Origin of the sequence: Kitasatospora sp. NPDC051914 (assembly GCF_040680995.1) — a bacterium.
Lineage (GTDB): Bacteria > Actinomycetota > Actinomycetes > Streptomycetales > Streptomycetaceae > Kitasatospora.
In genome coordinates this window covers 1-19,557 of sequence record NZ_JBFAXX010000032.1, presented here as the reverse complement: position 1 = coordinate 19,557, position 19,557 = coordinate 1, and the positions used below count along the sequence as shown (strand labels likewise).

At 74.2% G+C, this 19,557-nt stretch carries 9 protein-coding genes and 2 tRNA genes; 1 reads left to right on the top strand and 10 read right to left on the bottom strand.

The features are described from left to right. Positions 1–28 precede the first annotated feature (28 nt). The 9 genes from AB0M03_RS21450 to AB0M03_RS21410 all read right to left on the bottom strand — a co-directional run bounded on the left by AB0M03_RS21450 (position 29) and on the right by AB0M03_RS21410 (position 17,290). On the bottom strand, positions 29–7,336 hold the full coding sequence (locus tag AB0M03_RS21450; protein ID WP_363493212.1) for a beta-ketoacyl synthase N-terminal-like domain-containing protein: 7,308 nt from the start codon (positions 7,334–7,336) through the stop codon (positions 29–31). 82 nt (positions 7,337–7,418) lie between these two features. Beyond that, positions 7,419–13,925 (bottom strand): SDR family NAD(P)-dependent oxidoreductase, encoded by a 6,507-nt coding sequence (locus AB0M03_RS21445; RefSeq protein WP_363493210.1) that lies wholly within the window; start codon positions 13,923–13,925, stop codon positions 7,419–7,421. Positions 13,926–14,003: 78 nt separating this feature from the next. After that, complete coding sequence (locus AB0M03_RS21440) at positions 14,004–14,900, bottom strand: thioesterase domain-containing protein (RefSeq protein WP_363493208.1); 897 nt, start codon at positions 14,898–14,900, stop codon at positions 14,004–14,006. Continuing rightward, positions 14,884–15,156: an acyl carrier protein gene (locus AB0M03_RS21435; RefSeq protein WP_363493206.1), complete on the bottom strand. Its 273-nt coding sequence runs from the start codon at positions 15,154–15,156 to the stop codon at positions 14,884–14,886. The genes AB0M03_RS21440 and AB0M03_RS21435 overlap by 17 nt, the downstream gene beginning before the upstream one ends. A gap of 718 nt (positions 15,157–15,874) precedes the next feature. Next, complete coding sequence (locus AB0M03_RS21430) at positions 15,875–16,297, bottom strand: MaoC family dehydratase (RefSeq protein ID WP_363493205.1); 423 nt, start codon at positions 16,295–16,297, stop codon at positions 15,875–15,877. Between the two features lie 5 nt (positions 16,298–16,302). After that, positions 16,303–16,761, bottom strand: coding sequence for a MaoC family dehydratase N-terminal domain-containing protein (locus tag AB0M03_RS21425; RefSeq protein ID WP_363493203.1), 459 nt, complete (start codon positions 16,759–16,761; stop codon positions 16,303–16,305). Positions 16,762–16,853: 92 nt separating this feature from the next. Beyond that, positions 16,854–17,018 carry a 50S ribosomal protein L33 gene (rpmG, locus tag AB0M03_RS21420; protein ID WP_004571794.1) on the bottom strand — a complete coding sequence of 55 codons (165 nt, stop codon included), beginning with the start codon at positions 17,016–17,018 and terminating at the stop codon, positions 16,854–16,856. A gap of 84 nt (positions 17,019–17,102) precedes the next feature. Further along, positions 17,103–17,175 (bottom strand) — tRNA-Met (locus AB0M03_RS21415). A gap of 42 nt (positions 17,176–17,217) precedes the next feature. Continuing rightward, positions 17,218–17,290 (bottom strand) — tRNA-Thr (locus AB0M03_RS21410). 246 nt (positions 17,291–17,536) lie between these two features. Here AB0M03_RS21410 and AB0M03_RS21405 point away from each other — a divergent pair. Next, a complete protein-coding gene (locus AB0M03_RS21405) occupies positions 17,537–18,805 on the top strand; it encodes a hydrolase (RefSeq protein WP_363493201.1) in 1,269 nt (422 codons plus the stop codon). Positions 18,806–18,897: 92 nt separating this feature from the next. Here the strand turns inward: AB0M03_RS21405 and AB0M03_RS21400 are convergent, their stop codons facing one another. Beyond that, entirely contained in the window at positions 18,898–19,440 is a 543-nt protein-coding gene (locus AB0M03_RS21400; RefSeq protein WP_363493199.1) for an aegerolysin family protein, read from the bottom strand. Positions 19,441–19,557 lie beyond the last annotated feature (117 nt).

Below are 19,557 nucleotides of genomic sequence, written 5' to 3'. Positions count from 1 at the left end.
GGTGGGTTCCGTCTCCTCGGGCGGGCGGTCAGGCGGTGGCCGGTTCGGACCGGACCTCGACGGCCACGCCGGTCAGCTCGTAGATCCGCAGGCCGGGCTTCCACAGGTCGGCGTCGGCGACGACGAGGACCCGGCCGTCCTCGCGGCGGACCTCGCGGACGTGCACGTCGAAGCGGAGCTCCTCGTCGTGGCGGAGGATCTGGCCGCGGTACTTCCAGCCGAGTTCCACGCCGGTGGCGAGCGCGAAGTGCGGCCGGTCGACGCCCTCGGCGAGGCCCTCCTCCAGCACGTACAGCCGCAGGGCCTGCAGGACGGCCTCGACGCCGAGCGAGCCGGGCATCACCGGGTCGCGGTGGAAGTGGCAGTCGAAGTACCACTCGTCGGGGCGCACCGCGCGGTGGCCGTGCAGGTAGCCCCTGCCGTGCCTGCCGCCGTCGCGGACCAGGTCGACCCGGTCGACGAGGTGGAAGTGGCCGCCGGGCAGGTGCAGCCGGCCGCCCGCCGGGTCGGTGAACGCGGCTGCCCCGTGGTCGAGTTCGATCCGCTGGACGCGCTCGGCGGCGGGCTTCTCCTGCTCGATCCAGGGGGCGGCGTACTGCCCGGCGTCCAGGCCGGCCTGGTTGGCGAGGGCGGCGTCGCTGAAGTAACCGAAGAGGGACTCCCCGGTGTAGAACACCTCGCCGTCGGCGGAGAGTTCGTAGCTGAACTTCTGCAGCACGGCGCCCTGGACGGCGCTGGTCATCAGCAGCTTCGAGTGGTGCCGGACGGTCCTCCCGCGCAGGTCGAGGTCCTTGACCAGGGTGGCGTGCCCGTCCAGGTTGCGGATGGCGTACTCGGTCTCCGGCTGCTTGAGCGTGGCGCCGAGGTAGTAGCCGAGCAGGATGGCGGCCTGCAGCGAGGTCTCCATGTGGACGCAGTTCGGCATGTGCGGGTGCGCGTTCTGCGTGTAGTACCAGGCGTCGGCCGGGGAGTCGTACTCGGTGACCATCTCGGAGCCCGGGCCGAGGTCTCCGCGGGTGCCCTTGAGGGACATGATCCGGTCGACGAACTGGAAGTCCCCGTTGGGGATGTACGGCGCCCGGCTGTCCCGGTAGACGTCGAACTCGGGGCCCATGGCGGTGCCGAGGTCGCCCTTGGCGGCGTGCGCCAGGTGCAGCTCGTTGATCATCGCGGGTTCGCCGGAGCGGTTGCGCCGGCCGAGGAAGGCCGGCACGCCGCCGGTCTCCGGCCGGTACGGGGTGCCCTCCTTCTCGCGGATCTGGATGCCGAAGTTGCGCATCCGGATGACCGGCTTGTCGCCCAGGTACACCAGGACGTCGGCGATCACCGAGGGACGCGGGAGCAGGGTCAGCTCCATGACCTCGATCTCGTAGCGGATCTCCCGGTGCTGCGGGGTGATCTGGCCGCGGACCTGCACCTCGGTCTGCAGGCCGACGACGGTCTGGAAGCGGGCGTCCGGCAGGACCAGGTGCATGCCCTGGTGCAGCAGGTAGGTCTGCAGGGCCTGGACGGCGCCCTCGGCGACCATCGAGCCGGCCAGCACCGGGTCGTCCGGGAAGTGGCACTCGAAGTACCAGGCGTCGGGCTGCAGTTGCTTGGTGGCGGTGAGGGCGCCGAGGCCGCGCGGGCCGCCGGTGCGGTCGATCCGCAGCTCGTCGATCATCCGCAGCCGGGCGTCGGGGAGGCGCAGCGCGGGGTTGAGGCCCTCGTCCTGGGCGTGTTCGGGGCCGAAGACCTCGCCGGGCCGGCCCCGGGCGAGCAGTTCGAGGTCGGCCGCGGTGAGGTGGTTCTTCTCCGTACGGGCGAGCGGCTTGAACCAGGTCTTGGTGAGGGCCTCGCGGGCGGCCCTCTCCTTGGCGGTGACGACCACGCCGAGCGGGGTGTCGAGCTCGGCCTGGCTGAAGAACCCGGCTGAGGCGTCCTTGAGTTCGAGGATGAGCTCGCCGTCGGCGTAGCAGAGGTAGCTGAAGAAGAAGAGCGTGGTGTCGCCCTGGGTGACGAAGCGGTTGATGGAGATGTCGTAGCGCAGGGTCTGCCCGGTCCGCGGCAGGTCGCCGTGGAAGACCAGGGTGGAGTCGAGCAGGCGGTAGACCCGCTCGCCCTTGTTGCGGAAGTCGATGCCCAGGTAGCTGATCAGCAGCAGGTCGCACTGGCCGGCCTCGATCGCGACCGCCGGCGGGACACCGCCGTCCACGGCGTACCAGGCGTCCTTCGGCACGTCGTACTCGGTGCGGATGAACGACGGCCGGTAGACGCCGGTCTCGGCCCGCAGGTCGGTGACCCGGGTGACGAAGTGGTACGGCGGTGCGGGCAGCCGGACGCGCTTGGCGTAGCCGTCGATCCCGGCGAAGGCGGGGCCGAAGACGTCCGCGAGGCGTCCGGTGGCGAAGGCCAGCAGGTCCTTCTCGTCCCAGATCACGCCGGGCTGCTCGGCCGGGACGACCGCGGTCGGCTCCAGGGCGGGAGCGGGCGCGGGCGGGAGTCCGAGCCGCGGGGCGACCTCGATGGCCTGCGGTTCGGGCGCGGGCAGCGGTGCGGCGCCCGCGGGCGGGGCGTCGAGCAGGGCCTCCGTCCGGGCCAGGGTGCTGTCCTGCAGGACGCGCTGGGTCTCCATCACCACCGAGTGGGTGGCCATGATCTGCTCACGCAGCTCGCGGACGAGGTCCTGGGCGCCGTAGTGGCCGTTCTGCGCGGCCGGGGCAGGTGCCGACGGTGTCGGGGCCGGTGCTGTCGGGGCCGGCGGGGCGGGCGGGGTCTCGGCGGCCGGCTCGCTCCAGGGCAGGAAGGAGATCGGCTCGCCGTCGAAGGCGATGACCTCGGGGTCGGCGAGGGTCGGATCGGCGGGCATCTGCTCCTCCGGCGAGAGGGGGGACGGTCCGGGCGGGCCAGACGGCGCTGCCGGCAGCGGGCGGTGGTGGTCGCCGCCCGTGGGCAGGGCGGAGTACGCAGCGGGGGCGGAGTGCACGGCAGGGGCGGGGTCCACGGCAAGTGCGGTGTCGGCGGCCACTGCGGCCAGGACGGGCTCCGGCGCGTGGACGGCCCGGGTCGGGGCGGGCTCGGCGGTGGCGGGCTCGGCGAGCACCTCGGCGGCCGCCGCGGCGATCCGGCCGGGGATGGACGCCCCGCCGCCCACCGGGAAGAGCACCCGCCGCCGCGCCGGGACGGCCGGGGCGGGCCCGAGCAGCCCGGCGAGGTCGAGCGGGACGCCGTGCGCCACCAGCCGGGCGGCCAGCTGGGCGACGGTGCGGGCGGTGGGCATGCCGCGGCGGTCCACCGACACCGCGACGTGGGCGGCCCCGCCGAGCGTCTCGCGCACCCAGCGGGTGCAGGTGGCGCCCGGCCCGACCTCGACGAAGTAGCGGAAGCCCCGGTCGTACGCGGCGCGGACCAGCCGCGGGAAGTCGATGGTGGAGCGCAGCGTGTGGGCGATCCGCCGGGCCGTCTCGGCGCTGTCGAGGGCGGGGACGGGCCCGTAGTCGTAGGCGCTGAGCAGCTCCAGGCCGCCGGCGGCGCCCATCGGGTGGTCGTTGAGTCCGGCCAGGCCGTCGAGTTCGGGGTCGACGACCGGGCAGTGCATCACGCCGTTGACCGGGGAGCGTGCCGCGGGGCAGCCCAACTCCTCGATCAGCGCCCGGCACTGGGCCGGATCGCCGGCGATCACCAGCTCGCCGGGGGTGTTGACGTGGGTGAGGAACACCCGGTCGTACCGGGCGATGGCCGCCCGGGCGCTCTCGGCGTCGGTGAGCAGTACGTGGCCGGCCCAGACCGCGGAGTCGGGTACGGAGTCGGCCAGGCCCCACTGTTCGCGGACGGCGGTGCGGCGCCCGTTCAGCCGGTGCCGGAAGATCGGTGTGGCACTGATCCGGTCGTCCCGGCGGGCGGCGCGCTGCCAGCCGCCGGTGGCGAACAGCATGCTGGACTCGCCGAGGCTGTAGCCGAACGCGCCGTGCGCGCGGACGCCCAGCAGGTCCCGCACCAGGTCGGTGTACAGGATCGCGAAGGTGGTGCCGGTGGCCAGCATGAACGGCAGGTCGTCGCCCAATTCGGCTTCGAGTGCCATGAGTTCGCGGCGGCCGGGGGCGGTCTGGGTGCGCGGGTGCAGCCGGGCGGCGCGGAAGGTTTCGTCCGGTCGCTCCACCTCGGCCTCGAAGCGCTCCAGCAGGCCGGGGAAGGCCCGGAAGAGGTCCCGGCCCAGCCCCGGGTAGGAGTTGACGGCGCCCGGGTAGACCAGTGCCACCTTGCCGTCCGGGCCGATCGGGTGCGGGGTGAAGCAGCTGCCGGCCGGGGTGGCCCATTCCTCGCCGCGTTCCCAGGCGCCGGGGAGGTCCCGTGCGGCGAGGGCGAGTTGCCGGCCGAGTTCGTCGGCGTCCCGGCCGACCAGCACCACGCGCGGGGTGCCGGCGGGCAGTGCGTCGGCGGCGGCCCGGGCGAGTGCGTACGGGTCCGCGCCGTCGGCCAGCAGCCGCCGGTGGTGCTCGACGGCGGTGAGCAGTGCGGCCGGTTCGGCCGCGCCGAGGGCGAGCAGGGCGGGTCCTGAGGCCCGCTGCCAGGCCCGTTCCTGCCGGGCGCCGCTGGTGGCGTCCGCGGAGACGACCAGATGGCCGTGGGCTCCGCCGTCCGCGATGAAGGAGACGGCGGCGCGGCGGCGGCCGGTGCGCTCGGTGCGCAGCCAGGGGCGGGAGGTGTCGGCGAGGTGGCAGCCGGTGGCGGCGAGCCGGCCGGCGACCTCGGCGGCGGGCCGCTGCCAGCCGGGGACGCCCGGCAGGTAGCCGTGGTGGACGGCGAGGACGGCCCGCAGCAGGCCGGCCATCGCGGCGGCGCCCTGGGCGTCGCCGATCTGGGCGCGGGCGCTGCCGAGCGCGGGGCCGGGCGCACCGGCGGGGTGGACGGCGGCGAGCGCGGCGAGTTCGGCCTCGTCCTGGGCGGGGGTGCCGGCCGCGTGCGCCTCCAGGTAGCCGATGTCGGCGGCGGTGATCCCGGCGTCGGCGTACGCCTGCGCGGCGGCCTCGGCCAGTGCCCTGCCGTCGGCTTCCGGCAGTTCGCCGCCGACGGGTTCGGCGTGCCGGACGGCGACGGCGTCCAGCCGGGCGTAGGCGGGGCGGCGGCCCTCGCCGGGCCGGGTGAGGACGACCGCGCCGGCGCCCTCGCCGATCCGCCAGCCGCCGGTGCCCTCGCCGAAGGCGAGGCCGGGGCCGGTGGCGGGTGCGCCGTGGGCGGCGGTGCGCTGCAGCAGGTTCTCCGGCGAGCCGGCCAGGTCGACGGCGCCGACCAGCACGGCTTCCACGGTCTCGTCGAGGAGCAGCAGCCGGGCGGTCTCCAGGGCCTGTGCGGTGCCGGCGCCCTCGGCGGAGACGGTGAAGGACGGGCCGGTGAGGTTCCACAGCGAGGAGATCCGGCTGGCCATGATGTTGCCGATGTAGCTGAGCACCTCGTTGGCGACGATCGGCTCGTGCACGCCGTCGCGGGCGATCGCGGTGAGCCGCTCGCGCTGTTCGTCCGTCAGGCCGGTGTCGGCGAGGAGTCCGCGCAGCCGGTCGCCGATCCGGTGGCGGGCCAGGTGGAGGTGGGCGGAGGGCTCCATCTCCATGGCGACGACCACGGCGATCCGGCGGGCCTCGGGCGCGGACGCGCCGGGGGCGGGGGTGCGGCTGTAGCCGGCGTCGGTGAGCGCCTCGTCGGCGACCTCGGACATCAGGGCGTGCTGCAGGTTGTAGTTGCGCAGGTCGGCGGGCGGGATGCGGTGGTCGACGGGGTCGAGGCCGACGGAGTCGACGAAGGCGCCGACCGGTGGCGTGCCGGCGGTGATCCCGGCCTCGGCGAGGGCGCCGCCGGCGCTCTCCTCCAGTCCGCGCCAGCGGCGTTCGGGCAGCGGGCGGAAGGAGTCCAGTCCGTCGTGGACGGCGCGCTCGAAGGCGGCGGCCGAGTCGAAGGCTCCGAAGTGGGCACCGAGTCCGACGATGTCGGGGGCGGGCAGGGCGGTCGGCGGCCGGTCGGCGGCCTGCGCGGGGACGGCGTCGGAGAGCACCACATGGGCGTTGGTGCCGCCGAAGCCGAAGGCGGAGACGGCGGCCCGGCGGGCGCCCGCGGTGGCGGGCCACTCCCGTCCGGTGCGCACCAGCGCGGCCGCGGCCGCACCGCCCGGCCCGGGGACGGGCTCGGTGACGCCGACGGTCGGCGGCAGGTGGCCGTGCTCCATGGCCAGCACCACCTTGAGCAGGCTGCTGAGGCCGGCCACCGTGAGCAGGTGCCCGATGTTGCCCTTCACCGAGCCCAGCAGCGGCAGTTCGCCGTGCGCACCGAAGAAGGCGGCGACCGAGGCGGCCTCGGTGGTGTCGCCGATCGGGGTGCCGGTGGCGTGGCACTCCAGGTAGTCGACGTCCGCAGGCGACACCCCGGCCGCCCGGTAGGCCAGTTCGTACGCGCGGTGCTGCCCGGCCTCGCCGGGCACCAGGAGGTGGCGCCCGCCGCCGTCGTTGGACAGGCCGATGCCGTCGATGACGGTGTGGATGCGGTCGCCGTCGCGCAGCGCGTCCGCCAGCCGCCGGACGGCGACCATGCCGGCGCCCTGGCCGGTGAGGATGCCGGCCGAGCGGGCGTCGAAGGGCTGGCTGAAGCCGTTCTCGGGGTAGGCGTGCAGGTCGGAGAAGCACAGGTGGATCAGGGTCGGGTCGGGGGCGCAGACGCCGCCGGCGAGCACCAGGTCGGCCTGGCCGGTGGCGAGGTGGTCGCAGGCCAGCTTCAGCGCGTACAGCGCGGAGGAGCAGGCGGCGTCCAGGGCGTACCGGGGGCCGCCGAGGCCGAGGGCGGCGCCGACGATCCGGGCGGGCGCCCCGCTGACCCGGGCGTCGGCCGGGTCGCGGCGCGGGGCGGCGGCGGGCGGCGGCAGGTCGACGCCGGCCCGGCGCAGCCCGGTGCGGACGGCCTGCTCGACCAGCGGCAGGCTGATCTCGGCCGAACCGGGCGTCGGGAAGGAGTAGTTGCCGAGCACCAGGCCGGTGCGGGCGAGCAGGTCGGGCCGGTCCAGGTGGCCGCCGTCGCGCAGCGCCTCGCGGGCGGTGTGCAGCGACCAGTGGAAGACCCGGTCGAGGCCGGCGAGGCGCTCGGCGGAGATCCGGTAGCCGGCCGGGTCGAAGGCGAAGTCGCGGACGAAGCCGCCGCGGGTGCAGGTGATGCGGTGCTGCGGGTCGAGGTCGCGCGGGTCGGCGGACGGTCCGAAGACCTCCGGGCCGCCCTCGCTGCGGCTGTCGGTGCCGCCGACGAGGTTCTGCCAGAACCGCGCGGGGGTCTCGGCACCCGGGAACAGGCAGGACAGGCCGACGATGGCGTACGTGCTCATGGGAGCTGTGGTCCCTCCGGTCTGTGAGGCGGTCCGGCCGGCCGTACGGTGGCGGCCGGCCGGACCTGCCCGGTCGGGTGCGTCAGCTGCGGGCGAACTTCGCGGCCAGCTGCGGGGTCGACACGAGGCTGACGCCGCTCAGCCGGGCGAGGACCCGCCCGCCGCGGCCGACCGCGGTGACCGTCAGGCTCGCCGAGGTGCCGTTCACCGAGGCCGGCTCGACGACGGCGAGGAAGGTCTCGCCGTCCTCCGGGGCCCGGTGCAGTTCGGCGCGGGCCACCGAGAGCGGCAGGCTCGCCGTGGCGCGGAACAGCCGCATCCAGACCAGGCCCGCCTGCAGCAGCAGGTCGGTCGCGCCCGGCCGGTACAGCTTCCCGGCGAACGCCCCCTGGGCGGCGGGCGGTTCGGGCAGCGCGCACTCCAGCACCAGCCGGGACTCGTCCTCGGCCAGCACCCGGCGGATGCCCTGCAGCGCGGCACCGTGGAAGAGCGTGCCGTCCGCGTAGAGGCCGGCCGCGTCGCGTCCGCCGCCCGCGGCCGGCAGCCCGGCCAGCGTCGGGTGGTTGAGCTCGTCGGCGGGGTCGTTGCCCAGCACCACGGTCGCCGCGTAGTGCGGACGGACCGCCCCGTCGGCACCGACCGAGCGGATCACCACCTCGGTGCTGGCCCGGTCGCCCGCCGGGGTCGCGGCCAGCTGCAGCCGCTCCGGCAGGGACCCGTCGAACACCACACCCTTGTGCACCGCGAAGTCGCGCACCTGGCGTACCGTCCCGCCGCCGAGCCGCTCCACCGCGCCGACCGCCCAGCCGAGCGCCAGCGCGGCCGGCAGCACCGGTACCCCGCCGATCACGTGGTCGGCGACGATCGGTTCGGCGGCCAGCGCCGCCGCCGGGCGCTCCAGCACCGCGGCAGTGGTCGGCGCGGCGTCTCCGCGCACCGACAGCGGGGTGGTCGGGCCGAGCACGGTGACCGTGTCGTCGGCGCGCTCCGCCGCGAACTGGCCGGTGAACAGGGACGTTCCGGTCCCCACCGGGATCAGTGTGATGCCGCGTTCCTGGAACACCGCCTTGATCTGCGGCGACACCATGCCGCTGTCCCACGCGCCCCAGTTCAGCGCGGTGACCCGGGCCCCGGGGTGCCGGCGCCGGAACGAACTCGCCCAGGCGTTCAGCACCTCGTTGGCCATCGCGTAGTCGGACTGGCCCTGGTTGCCGAAGAAGCCCGCCACCGAGGAGAACAGCAGCACGTGCCGCAGCCGTTCGGCCGGCAGCGCCTCCACCACCGCGCGCAGCCCGCCGAGCTTCGGCGCGAAGACCCGCTCGACCTCCGAGGCCCGCTTGTTGGCTATCAGCTGGTCGGCCAGCACCCCCGCCCCGTGCACCAGACCGGTCACCCGGCCCGCGTACGGCGCCAGCGCGGCGGCGGTCGCCGCGGCATCGGTGATGTCCACCGCCAGGTACTCGGCCTGCGACCCGGCGGCCTTCAGCTCCGCCAGCGTCTCCCGGACCTCCCGCTCGCCGACCACCGCGCGGTACAGCTGCTCCACCCGCTTCGGGGTGGGCTTCTCGCCCTCGGCCTTCAGCCGGGCCACGGCCGCCGCCTTGAGCTCCGCGGTGCCGGTCACCCCGGCCGCCCAGGCCGGCTCCTCGCCGAGCGCGGTACGGCCGAGCAGCAGCAGGCCGGGACGGTGCGCCCGGGCCAGGTCGGCCACGCAGCGGGCGGTGATGCCGCGCCCGCCGCCGGTGACCACCAGCAGGTCCTCCGGGCCCACCGCGGCCGCGGTGGACGAACCGGGCGCCGCAGCAAGGCCGGTGGGCCGCTCCGCCAGCGTCAGGGCGACCCGGCGGCGGCCGTCCAGACCCACCTGCACGTGCTCGGCGGAGGCGTCGTTGATCTCCGCGAGCACCAGGTCGGCGGCGGTGCGGTCGGCGAGCCCGGGCGCCAGGTCGACGGCCCGGCAGAACAGCTCGGGCGCCTCCACCGCCAGCGTCTTGACCAGGCCGCCGTAGCCGCCGGCGGGAACGAGCTCCTCAGCGACACCGGTCAGGCCGAAGGCACCGTCCAGCCGGGTCACCGTGACGAACCCGGCCCGCCCGGCGGACGCGGCCCGGGTCAGCGGCTCCACCAGGTGCTTGGCGACCAGCAGCCCGTGCGAGAGCCGCCGGACGCCGTCCGCCCAGTCGGTGTCCCGACGGGTGGCGAAGACGACCGCCAGCGCAACCGGCCGGTCCAGCAACTTCTCGGTGCGCTCGGCCAGTTCGGTGACTCCCCAGCCGGTCAGCGGGTGGTCCTCGGCGCCGTCGATCCGGCGGTCCACCGACGGCAGCCGCAATACCCGGACCTGCCGGCCCTGCGCGAGCAGTCGCTCAGCGACCGGCGGCACCAACTCCCCGCCGTCGTCGACCAGCAGGACTGCCGCCCCCTCCGGGTAGGCACCCACCAGGACGTCCGGGGCGGGCAGTTCGAGCAGGGCGGCCTGCGCCCGGCCGATCGCACCGGCCGGCCCGGACGGCTCCGTACGGACCGCCGGAGCGGGCACCGACTGGACGGGGGCCGACTGGACAGGGGCCGGCGCAGCGGCGGCCTGAGCGGCAGTGCCGCCGAGCGTGCCGGTCATGAAGTCGACGATCTGTCCGAGCGTCCGCAGCTCGCCGAGCTGCTCCGGACCGACCGGCACCTCGCTCGGGAACCGCTCCGACAGCATACCCAGGATCTCGACCCGCTTGATCGAATCGATCCCCAGGTCAGCCTCGACATCCATGCCCAACTCGAGCATCTCCGCCGGATAACCCGTCTTCTGCGCCACCACCTCCAACAGCGCAGCAGCCACCTCGGAGGCACCGAACGCGGGGACCGCAGCCGGGGCAGCACCCGCCACCCCCACCATGAACTCCACGATCTGCCCGAGCGTCCGCAGCTCACCCAACTGCTCCGGACCGACCGGCACCTCACTCGGGAACCGCTCCGACAGCACACCCAGGATCTCGACCCGCTTGATCGAATCGATCCCCAGGTCAGCCTCGACATCCATGCCCAACTCGAGCATCTCCGCCGGATAACCCGTCTTCTGCGCCACCACCTCCAACAGCGCAGCAGCCACCTCGTCCCCACTCACAGACGCCACCGGAACGGCGACCGAGGCGACCGGCGCCGCGGGGAGCTCCGCCGGAGCGGGCAGTGGTTCCGGGGCCACCGGCACGTACTCCGCCACCGGAGCAGCCGCAGGCAGAGCGGGCGCGGTCGCCGGGGCGGGCGCGGGGACCGCCGCCGGGACCGGGACCGTGGCGGGGGCCGGAGGCGCCACCGGGGCGGTGCCGGGTGCGCCGAGTTCCAGGGCGGCGAGGTCGCGCAGGATCTCGTTGGCCCGCAGGTGGGTGCGGCCGATGGCGAGGCCGTGCTCCTTGACGGCGGTGACGCCCGCCAGGACCTCGTCGACCCTGCCCTGTCCGGCCGCGTTCTCCAGCAGCCCGGCGAGCCGCTGGGCGCTCTGGAGCTGGCCGTTGAGGTAGTCGTCGTGCAGCGCCAGGTGGTCGGCGATCAGTTCGGGCAGTCGGTCGGACGACGCCGCAGCGGCGTGGTCGTGGTCCACGGGCTCGTTCTCCTGGACGACGGGCGCCACGGGGGCGGGAACAGGAACAGGGACGGGTGCAGGTGCGGGCACAGGTGCAGGGGCAGGGGCGTCCACCGGGACAGCGGCGGCCTTCTCGACGACCGCCGACGGCGCGGCCTGCGGGGTGATCCGGTAGCCGTTCTCCAGCGCGTCGCGGTAGGCCGCCCGGCGGCTGTCGGAGACGTGGTTGATGCCGTTCAGCGGCACCGTCATGCCCTTGGCCGGCACCGCCTCCGGGGCGGCTGCGACATAGCGGTCGGCGAGCTCCAGCGGCAGTCCCAGGACGGCCAGTTGGGCGACGGCCCGCTTGAGTGCGAGGTCGGCGTCGGCGCCGGGGCCGCCGTCCAGCCGGACGGTGTGGTGCGGGCGGTCGCCGAGGATGCGGTCGACCAGCTGGGTGAGGACGCCCTTGGGGCCGAACTCGACGAAGGTGCGGAACCCGGCCGCGTACATCTCCTCGACCCGGTCGGCGAAGTGCACGGGGTTGAGGAGCTGTTCGGCGAGCAGCTGCGCGTTGGCGGCGGTGTCCTCGCCGTACCGGCCGCCGGGGGTGTTGGCGTACACGGGCTGCCCCGGCGGGCGGACCTCCACCCGGTCGACGGCGGAGCGGAAGGCCTCGACGGCGTGGCCGACGAACGGCGTGTGGAAGGCGGCGGAGACCGGCAGTCTGGAGATCCGTACCCCGGCCGCGCCGGCCGAGGCGACCAGCCGCTCCACGGCGGCGGTCGGCCCGCCGACCACGATCTGGTCGGCGGCGTTGCGGTTGCACACCACCAGGTCGGGGTGGTCGGCGAGCAGTTCGGCGACCTCGGCGTCGCCGGCGCTCACGGCGGCCATCGCGCCGGCATCGAAGTCCGGGTCGGCGGGCGGGGCCATGGCGGCACCGCGGGCCCGGGCGAGCGCGAAGTACGCGTCGTCGGTGAGCGATCCGGCGGCCCAGAGGGCGGTGAGCTCGCCGAAGCTGTGGCCGAGGTGGCCGTCGGCGGTGAAGCCGAGTTCGCCGAGGTAGCGGTACTGGCCGGCGGAGAGCGCACCGATCGCGGGCTGGGCGTACTCGGTGCGGCGCAGCGACTCCTCCTGGGCCTTGCGGGCCGCGGCGGAGAAGGCGGGCGGCGGGAAGGCGACCCGGGAGAGCAGTTCGGTGCCGGCGAACTCGCGGTTGGCGCGGTCGAAGGCGGCGCGCAGCGGGGGCAGGGCGAGGACGGCGCGGTGGCCGGGGTTGGTGTACTGGCTGCCCTGGCCGGCGAAGAGGGCGCCGACCTTGCCGGGGTCGGCGGCCCGGCGGCGGTACCAGATGCCGCGGGGGTGGGCCCAGTCGACGGCGTCCGGTGCGACGCGCAGTTCCTCGGCGGCGAGGGTGCGGAGTTCGGCGAGTTCGGCGGCGTCGCGGGCGGCGAGGGCGATCCGGGCGTGGTCGGCGGGGGCCGGTCCGGTGGCGGCGGGGGCGCCGTCGGCGAGGAGGGCGGCGAGAGCGGCGGGGTCGGGCGCGTGCCAGAGGTGGGCCTTGGCGACGGGGAACATCACCTGCAGGTCGCCGCCGTCGCCGTGCTCCTCCAGGACGAAGTGGAAGTTGGTGCCACCGAAGCCGAACGAGGATATGGCGGCGCGGCGTTCGGCGCGCTGCGGGTCCTTGATCCAGGGGCGGCTCTCGGTGTTGACGTAGAACGGGCCGCCGGTGAAGTCGATGGCGGGGTTGGGTTCGTCGACGTTGATGGTGGGCGGCAGCACCTTGTGGTGCAGGGCGAGCGCCAGCTTGATCACGCCGGCCGCGCCGGCGGCGGCCTTGGTGTGGCCGATCTGGGACTTCACGCTGCCGACGGCGGCGTACTGCCGCTCCGCGGTGGTGTCGGCGACGACGGCGGCGAGGGCGGAGAGTTCGGTGGCATCGCCGACGGCGGTGCCGGTGCCGTGCGCCTCGAAGAGTTCGACGCTGTCGGGGGTGCAGCGGGCGTCCTCGTACGCGCGGCGCAGGGCGACCATCTGGCCCTCCTTGCGGGGGGCGTAGATGGACTTGAAGCGGCCGTCGCTGGAGGAGCCGATGCCGCGGACGACGGCGTAGATCTCGTTGCCGTCGCGTTCGGCGTCGGCGAGGCGGCGCAGGGCGAACATGCCGATGCCCTCGCCGATCAGGGTGCCGTCGGCGTCCTTGTCGAAGGGGCGGATGCGGCCTGCCTTGGAGAAGGCGGGGGTCTTGCTGAAGCAGAGGTACATGAAGATCGTGTTCTCGGCGTCGCAGCCGCCGGCGATCATGGTGTCGGCGCGGTGCTCCAGCAGTTCGCTGACGGCCGCCTTGGTGGCGGCGAGCGAGCTGGCGCAGGCGGCGTCGATCGTCATGTTGGTGCCGCCGAGGTCGAGCCGGTTGGCGATCCGGCCGGCGACGACGTTGCCGAGCATGCCGGGGAAGGAGTTCTCCTCCCAGGGGGCGAAGGCGAGTCTGAACTTCTCGGCGATCTCCTCGGCGTCGCGCTCGCTGAGGCCGCAGCTGCGGACGACCTCCTTGAGCACGGGGGTCTGCAGCCGGGCGGAGAGCGGCTGGGTGAGCTGGTTGGCGCCGGTGACGCCGAGGACGACGCCGGTGCGCTCGGGCCGGTACCAGGGCCGGTCGGCGCCGGCGTCGCGCAGCACGTCGCGGGCGACGACCAGGCTGAGCAGCTGGAGGACGTCGGTGACCTCCAGGGTGGTCGGCGGCAGGCCGAACTCCATCGGGTTGAACGGGACGGTGGGCATGAAGCCGCCGCGTCTGGCGTAGGTCTTGTCGGGTGCGGCCGGGTCGGGGTCGTAGTGCTCGGCGACGTCCCAGTGGGTGCTCGGCACGTCCTCGATGCAGTCGGCGGCGGACATCACGTTGCCCCAGAACTCGCGCAGGTCGCGGGACTTGGGGAAGAGCGCGGAGAGGCCGACGATGGCGACCGGCTCGTCCGCGAGCCGGCGGCCGAGCTCCGCGTCGGGCAGGGGGTTGGTGGGCTTCGAGGTGTTCACGGCAAGGCTCTCTCGGTCTCGGAGGGCCGGGCACCGGCCGGGGTTCGGTCGGCCGGGGCCCGTACGGAACGGCCTGCGTCAGACCTTCGGTACGGGTGTGCGCCGCGCGGGGGCGGCGGGGCGGAGCAGGCGCGCGATCACGGCGGCGGCGTCCGGTCGGTCGAGCATGGTGTAGTGGTCGCCGGGGCAGTGGTGGACGTCCAGCCCGTGCGGGGCGAGCGCTTCCCAGCCGAGCGTGCGGTCGCCCGGCAGGAGGCTGCGTTCGGCGGTCACCAGGACGAGCGGCACGCCGCAGGCGCGCGCGGTGTACGGCGCGGTGAGCCGGTTGTTGCGCAACAGGCCGTCCACGTAGGTGTCGTAGAGCTTGCGCAGGCCGGCCGGCGGGGTGTCCGCGGGCAGCGCGCCGCTCCCGGCGGCGGCCGCGAGCACGAGCCGCAGGCCGTCCTCGGTGCTGCAGCCGGCGAGCCGGCCCTCGTCGACGGTCACCGGGCGGCCGCGCTTGGCGCCCAGGTACATCGCGAACCAGCCGAGCAGCAGCGGTGGTTCGAGGGCGTCGTCGGGCTGCTGGTACTCCGGGGTGGGCGCGATGCTGTCCAGCAGGACGAGCCGCTCGGGGCGCCGGCCGGCGGGCATCCGCCCGACCAGCGCCTGGGCGACGACGCCGCCGAAGGACCAGCCGGCCAGGGCGTACGGGCCGCCGTCGTGCAGTGCGGCCAGCTCCTCGCCGATGCGGTCGGCGAGTTCCTCGATGCTGGTGTCGGCCCGGCCGCCGGTGAGGGCGGCCTCCCAGTAGGCCGGCAGGGCGGACAGGTCGAGGACGGTCAGGCCGGTGCCCGGGGGCAGCGCCGCGGCGAGGGTCCGGTGGACGGTCGCGGCGAGGGCCCCGGGGTGGACGAGGTACACCGTGCCCCCGCCGTCCGCCGGTTCGGCGAGCCGGTGGACGACGGCGGGGCCGGCGTCACGCCGAGGCCGCATGGTTCTCCCCGGCTCGTGCGGCGGACTCCTCCGCGATGTACTCGGCCAGGTCCTTGATGCTCGGGTGGTACCAGAGGGTGGTCGTCCCGAGCTCGAAGCCGAGCCAGTTCTCCATCTCCCCGGCGAGGATGAGCGCCTCGGTGGAGTCGAGGTCGAGCTCGTCGAAGTACTGCTCCGGCGGGACGTCCTCCGACGGCACTCCGAGCCGGTGGGCGATCTTCTCGATCAGCCACTGCTGGGCCTCAACGGCGGTCACGACAGGCACGGTCGGTCCTTCCCCAGGGTACGGTGATTTCGTCCGGGCGGAACATTTCCGGGAACTCCCGCAGGTAAATCGGCGGCAAAGCCGAAGCAGCGGGAGGGCAGCCGGGAATCACACGCTCGCGATGCGCAGCAGACGCGGATTCAGGGCTTCTCACACGATGGCGCGACGGGGCCGCATCCGGGCACAAGCAGGCCTGACCTGCGAGAAATCCGGCACTGCGGCGTCTCGGTCGATGGGTGAACGGTGACGGCGGGAGCGGTGGCGAACACTCCGCCTCGTCCCGGGTCAGGACCGTACGCGAGCGCCGTTCGAGCGTGCAACCAATTCCGCGTAAATCAACGCCCCTGCAACGCACAGGAAATGTACTGACCGGAAGGAACATTGTTCTTGAACTCCGGCCGAATAAATAAAAAATGACGGACCGTCCGACCGTGCTTCGAATACGCACGCGCCTTGCCGCGACTGAGCATGCGGCAGCTGCGGCGGCCCCCGGACGCCGGCGGACGCGTCGTCAAGCGTTCAACGACGCCTTGCCGCCCGCTCGGCGAGCTGGTTATGGTCACGTCAGAGCGCCGCGGCCGACCCGTGGACCGCTCGCCGACCGCCTGCCCGCAACGAGGGGGAGCCAGGACGCATGTCCGGGGACCGGCACCACGGAAGACGAAGGGGCGGGCCCGCCGCCGGCGGACCCGCCCCTCACCTCGAATGCTCAGCCCAGCTGCACCACGGCCCGGGACATGCCCAGCACCTTCTGGCCGCCGCTGGTCGCCAGCAGGTCGACCCGCACCCGGCGGTCGTCCAGCAGCGCCGCGACCTTCCCGGACACCTCGATCACCGCGCCGACGCCGTCGTTCGGCACCGGCACCGGCTTGGTGAAGCGGACGCCGTACTCGACCACTGCGGCCGGGTCGCCGACCCAGTCGGTCACCACGCGGACCGCCTCGGCCATGGTGAACATGCCGTGCGCGATGACGTCCGGCAGGCCGACCTCCAGGGCGAACTTCTCGTTCCAGTGGATCGGGTTGAAGTCGCCGGAGGCGCCTGCGTACTGCACCAGAGTGGCGCGCGTCACGGGAAAGGACTGCGCCGGCAGCTCGGTGCCGACCTCGACCTCGTCGAAGCTGATCGCCATCGGGTTCACTCCCCCGCCTCGTCGGCCGCGCGCGCGACCAGGGTCATGACCGACGTCACCACGTGCTCGCCGGACTCGTCGTTCACCTCGCCGCGCACCGACAGCACGTCGTTGCCGGCCAGCGACTTGATCGAGTCGATGGTCACGGTGACGGTCAGCCGGTCGCCGGCCCGCACCGGGCGGGTGTACGCGAACTTCTGGTCGCCGTGCACCACCCGGCTGTAGTCCAGACCCAGTTCGGGGTCGGTCACGACCTGCGCGGCAGCCGCGTACGTGATCACGAACGGGAAGGTCGGCGGCGCGATGACATCCGAATGGCCGAACGCCTTGGCGGCCTCCGGGTCGGTGTACGCGGGATTGGCGTCACCGATCGCCACGGCGAACTCGCGGATCTTCTCCCGGCCGACCTCGTACGGCGCGGTGGGCGGATAGGTCCGCCCGATGAAGGAGGGGTCGAGCGGCATGGGCAACTCCTCTGGTCGACCGTCATGAAGGCATGCGAAAACGACTCCAGGCCGCGCCCCGCACGGGGGAGCGGCCTGGAGTCGAGGCAAAGTCAGCGGGTCTCGCGGTGCGCCGTGTGGGCGTTGCAGCGCGGGCAGTGCTTCTTCATCTCAAGACGGTCCGGGTCGTTGCGCCGGTTCTTCTTGGTGATGTAGTTCCGCTCCTTGCACTCCACGCAGGCCAGCGTGATCTTCGGGCGGACGTCGGTGGCAGCCACGGGAGTGCCTTCCTGGGACAACGAATAAGAACACAGACAAGTGTAGCCGATCGGGAGTTTGACCCCCCGATCGACTACGCGGGGTAGCGGTGACCGGACTTGAACCGGTGACACAGCGATTATGAGCCGCTTGCTCTACCAACTGAGCTACACCGCTTTGATGACCGACTCCCCGCCGAGGCGGAGGGTCTTTCACCAGAGCCCCCATGCGGAATCGAACCGCAGACCTTCTCCTTACCATGGAGACGCTCTACCGACTGAGCTATAGGGGCGAACGAGGAAGAGATTACACGGTTCCGGGCCAGAGGTGAAATCCGTATCCGACCCGGAAGATCGCAGGTCGGGCGGGCCGCGCAGGTGCTCGGCCCCGGTACGGCCGTTCGAGGGCGTCCGCGCCCCTGCGGCCCCCGCCGATACGACTTTCCCCCGCCTGCGCGCTCCCCGCCCGACCTCGGCCTAGGGTGTGCCTCACGGATCTTGCCGGGCCCGCGGGGCAGCGCGACGTGGAGGAGCGGCCGATGACCGGGGACAGCGCACCCTCCGACGGACCGGACTCCGGCCCGTCCGGCGACGACCCGCTCGCCCACGGCCCCGTCCTGCTGCTCGCCGGCGCACGGCTCGCCGACGGGCGGGTCGTCGACGTCCGGATCAGCGGCGACCGCATCCAGGCCGTCGGCACCCCGGGCAGCCTCGGCCCGCTGCAGGCCATGCCGGGCACGCCCACCGTCACCACCGGGGCCCGCATCGACCTCACCGGCTACCTGCTGCTGCCCGCCCCGGCCGAGGCGCACGCCCACCACGACACCGCCTTCTCCGCCTCCCTGCCCGGGCCGCCGCCGAGCGGCACGGCCGAACTCGTCCGCCGGGTCACCGAGGCCGCCCTCACCTCGCTCGCCTACGGCGCCACCGCCCAGCGCACCCACGTCAGGATCGGCGACGTGCACGGGCTGGGCCGCCTGGAGGCGGTCCTCACCGCCGGGCAGGCGCTGCGCGGCCTGGCCGAGCTCCAGGCGGTGGCCATGCCCCGGCTGCTCACCGGCCGGTCCGGCGCGGACGGCCGGGCGCAGCTGCGCGACGCCCTGGACCTCGGAGCCGCAGCGGCCGGCGGCTGCCCGGAGCTCGACCCCGACCCGCTCGGCTACGTCCAGGTGCTGCTGGAGGCGGCCCGCGAGGCCGACTGCCCGGTCGACCTGCACTGCTCGGCCGCCGACCCTGCCCAACTCGCGCGGATGATGGGCGCGTTGGCGCCGCTGCGGCCTAGGGTGACGATCGGCCCGTGCGATGCACTGGCGCCCGGCGGCTCCACCGTGCTGGCCAGTGCCGGTGTCCGGGTGGTCTGCCTGCCGCAGCACGGCGGCTGCGCCGGTGCCGAGCGCCCGACCGGCGGCCTGCATCCTTCCGTCGTGCGGGAGTTGACCCACGCACGGGTGCCGCTGGCGGCGGGCAGCGGCGGTCTGCGCGATCTCTGCGCCCCGGTCGCGCGGGCCGACCTGATGGAGGCCGCCTACCTGCTGGCCTCCTCCGGCGTGCTCACCCCGGAGGAGGCGTACGACGCCGTGTCCAACCAGGCGCGGATCGGGCTCGGCCTGCCCGCCGTCCGGGTGGACGCCGGCTTCCCGGCGGAGTTGTTGGCGGTGCGCGGCGACAGCCTGCCCGGCGCCCTGGCCGGCGGCCACAGCCGGCTGGTGGTGCACGGCGGTCGGGTGGTCTCCCGCACCAGCGCGGTACGGGAGTTCGCCGACACCGTGGTGCTGGCGCTGCCCCGGCAGGCCGCCCCCGACAGCTGAGCCGGGCCCGCTGCGGCCTGCCCCCGACCGGCCCTCTCGGGCTCCTCGGCCCTCGGCCGTCCGCCGACCCCCGTACGGCGGACGGCCGAAGGTCAGCGGCCCCAGGCCGAGAACTGCACCGAGGCGTTGTTGCCGGACCCGCCGCTCTTCGAGACGTAGAACTTCAGGTCCGTCCCGGTGGAGTCGTAGGAGTTGGAACCGACGTACGGGTTGTTCCAGTGCACCCGCAGCAGGCGGCCGTTGAGCACCGGGTCGGCGCAGTTCTCCGAGAAGAACCGGGCCCAGCCCTCGGTGCCGGTGGCGAAGCCGTTCGACTCCGACGCCCAGGAGCCCTGGCCCTGGTCGTAGATCCGGACCGGCGGCTCCTGGGCCCAGATGCCGTGGTTGAGGCCCCACTCCTCACGGGTGAGGGTGCAGCCCGTCCAGTTGTTGAACTTCACGGACACGCTGCGGGCGGCCGAGGTCAGCGCGGGTGCGGCCGCAGGCTGCCCGCCCTTCGCCCCCTCCGCGGCCTTCGCCGGCTCGGCGGCCTTCGTCGGCTCGACGGCGGAGGCCGTTCCGGCAACGCCCACCGACAGCGCCCCGGCCACGGCCAGAGCGATCGCAGCCGTCCCGATTCTGCGTGCGGCACCCATCGTTCATTCCCCCTGGTTGTGGGGGGGGGGGGGGGGCGCGGCGGCGCCCCCCCAGCGGGGCGGCCGCGGGCGGGAGGGGGGTCGACCCCCACACAACCCGAAAACAAAAACAAAAAA

Excerpts from the sequence above, each read along its gene's own strand:
- AB0M03_RS21450 (WP_363493212.1), bottom strand. The coding sequence starts at position 7,336 with ATGAGCACGTACGCCATCGTCGGCCTGTCCTGCCTGTTCCCGGGTGCC.
- AB0M03_RS21440 (WP_363493208.1), bottom strand. The coding sequence starts at position 14,900 with ATGCGGCCTCGGCGTGACGCCGGCCCCGCCGTCGTCCACCGGCTCGCC.
- AB0M03_RS21430 (WP_363493205.1), bottom strand. The coding sequence starts at position 16,297 with ATGGCGATCAGCTTCGACGAGGTCGAGGTCGGCACCGAGCTGCCGGCG.
- AB0M03_RS21425 (WP_363493203.1), bottom strand. The coding sequence starts at position 16,761 with ATGCCGCTCGACCCCTCCTTCATCGGGCGGACCTATCCGCCCACCGCG.
- AB0M03_RS21405 (WP_363493201.1), top strand. The coding sequence starts at position 17,537 with ATGACCGGGGACAGCGCACCCTCCGACGGACCGGACTCCGGCCCGTCC.
- AB0M03_RS21400 (WP_363493199.1), bottom strand. The coding sequence starts at position 19,440 with ATGGGTGCCGCACGCAGAATCGGGACGGCTGCGATCGCTCTGGCCGTG.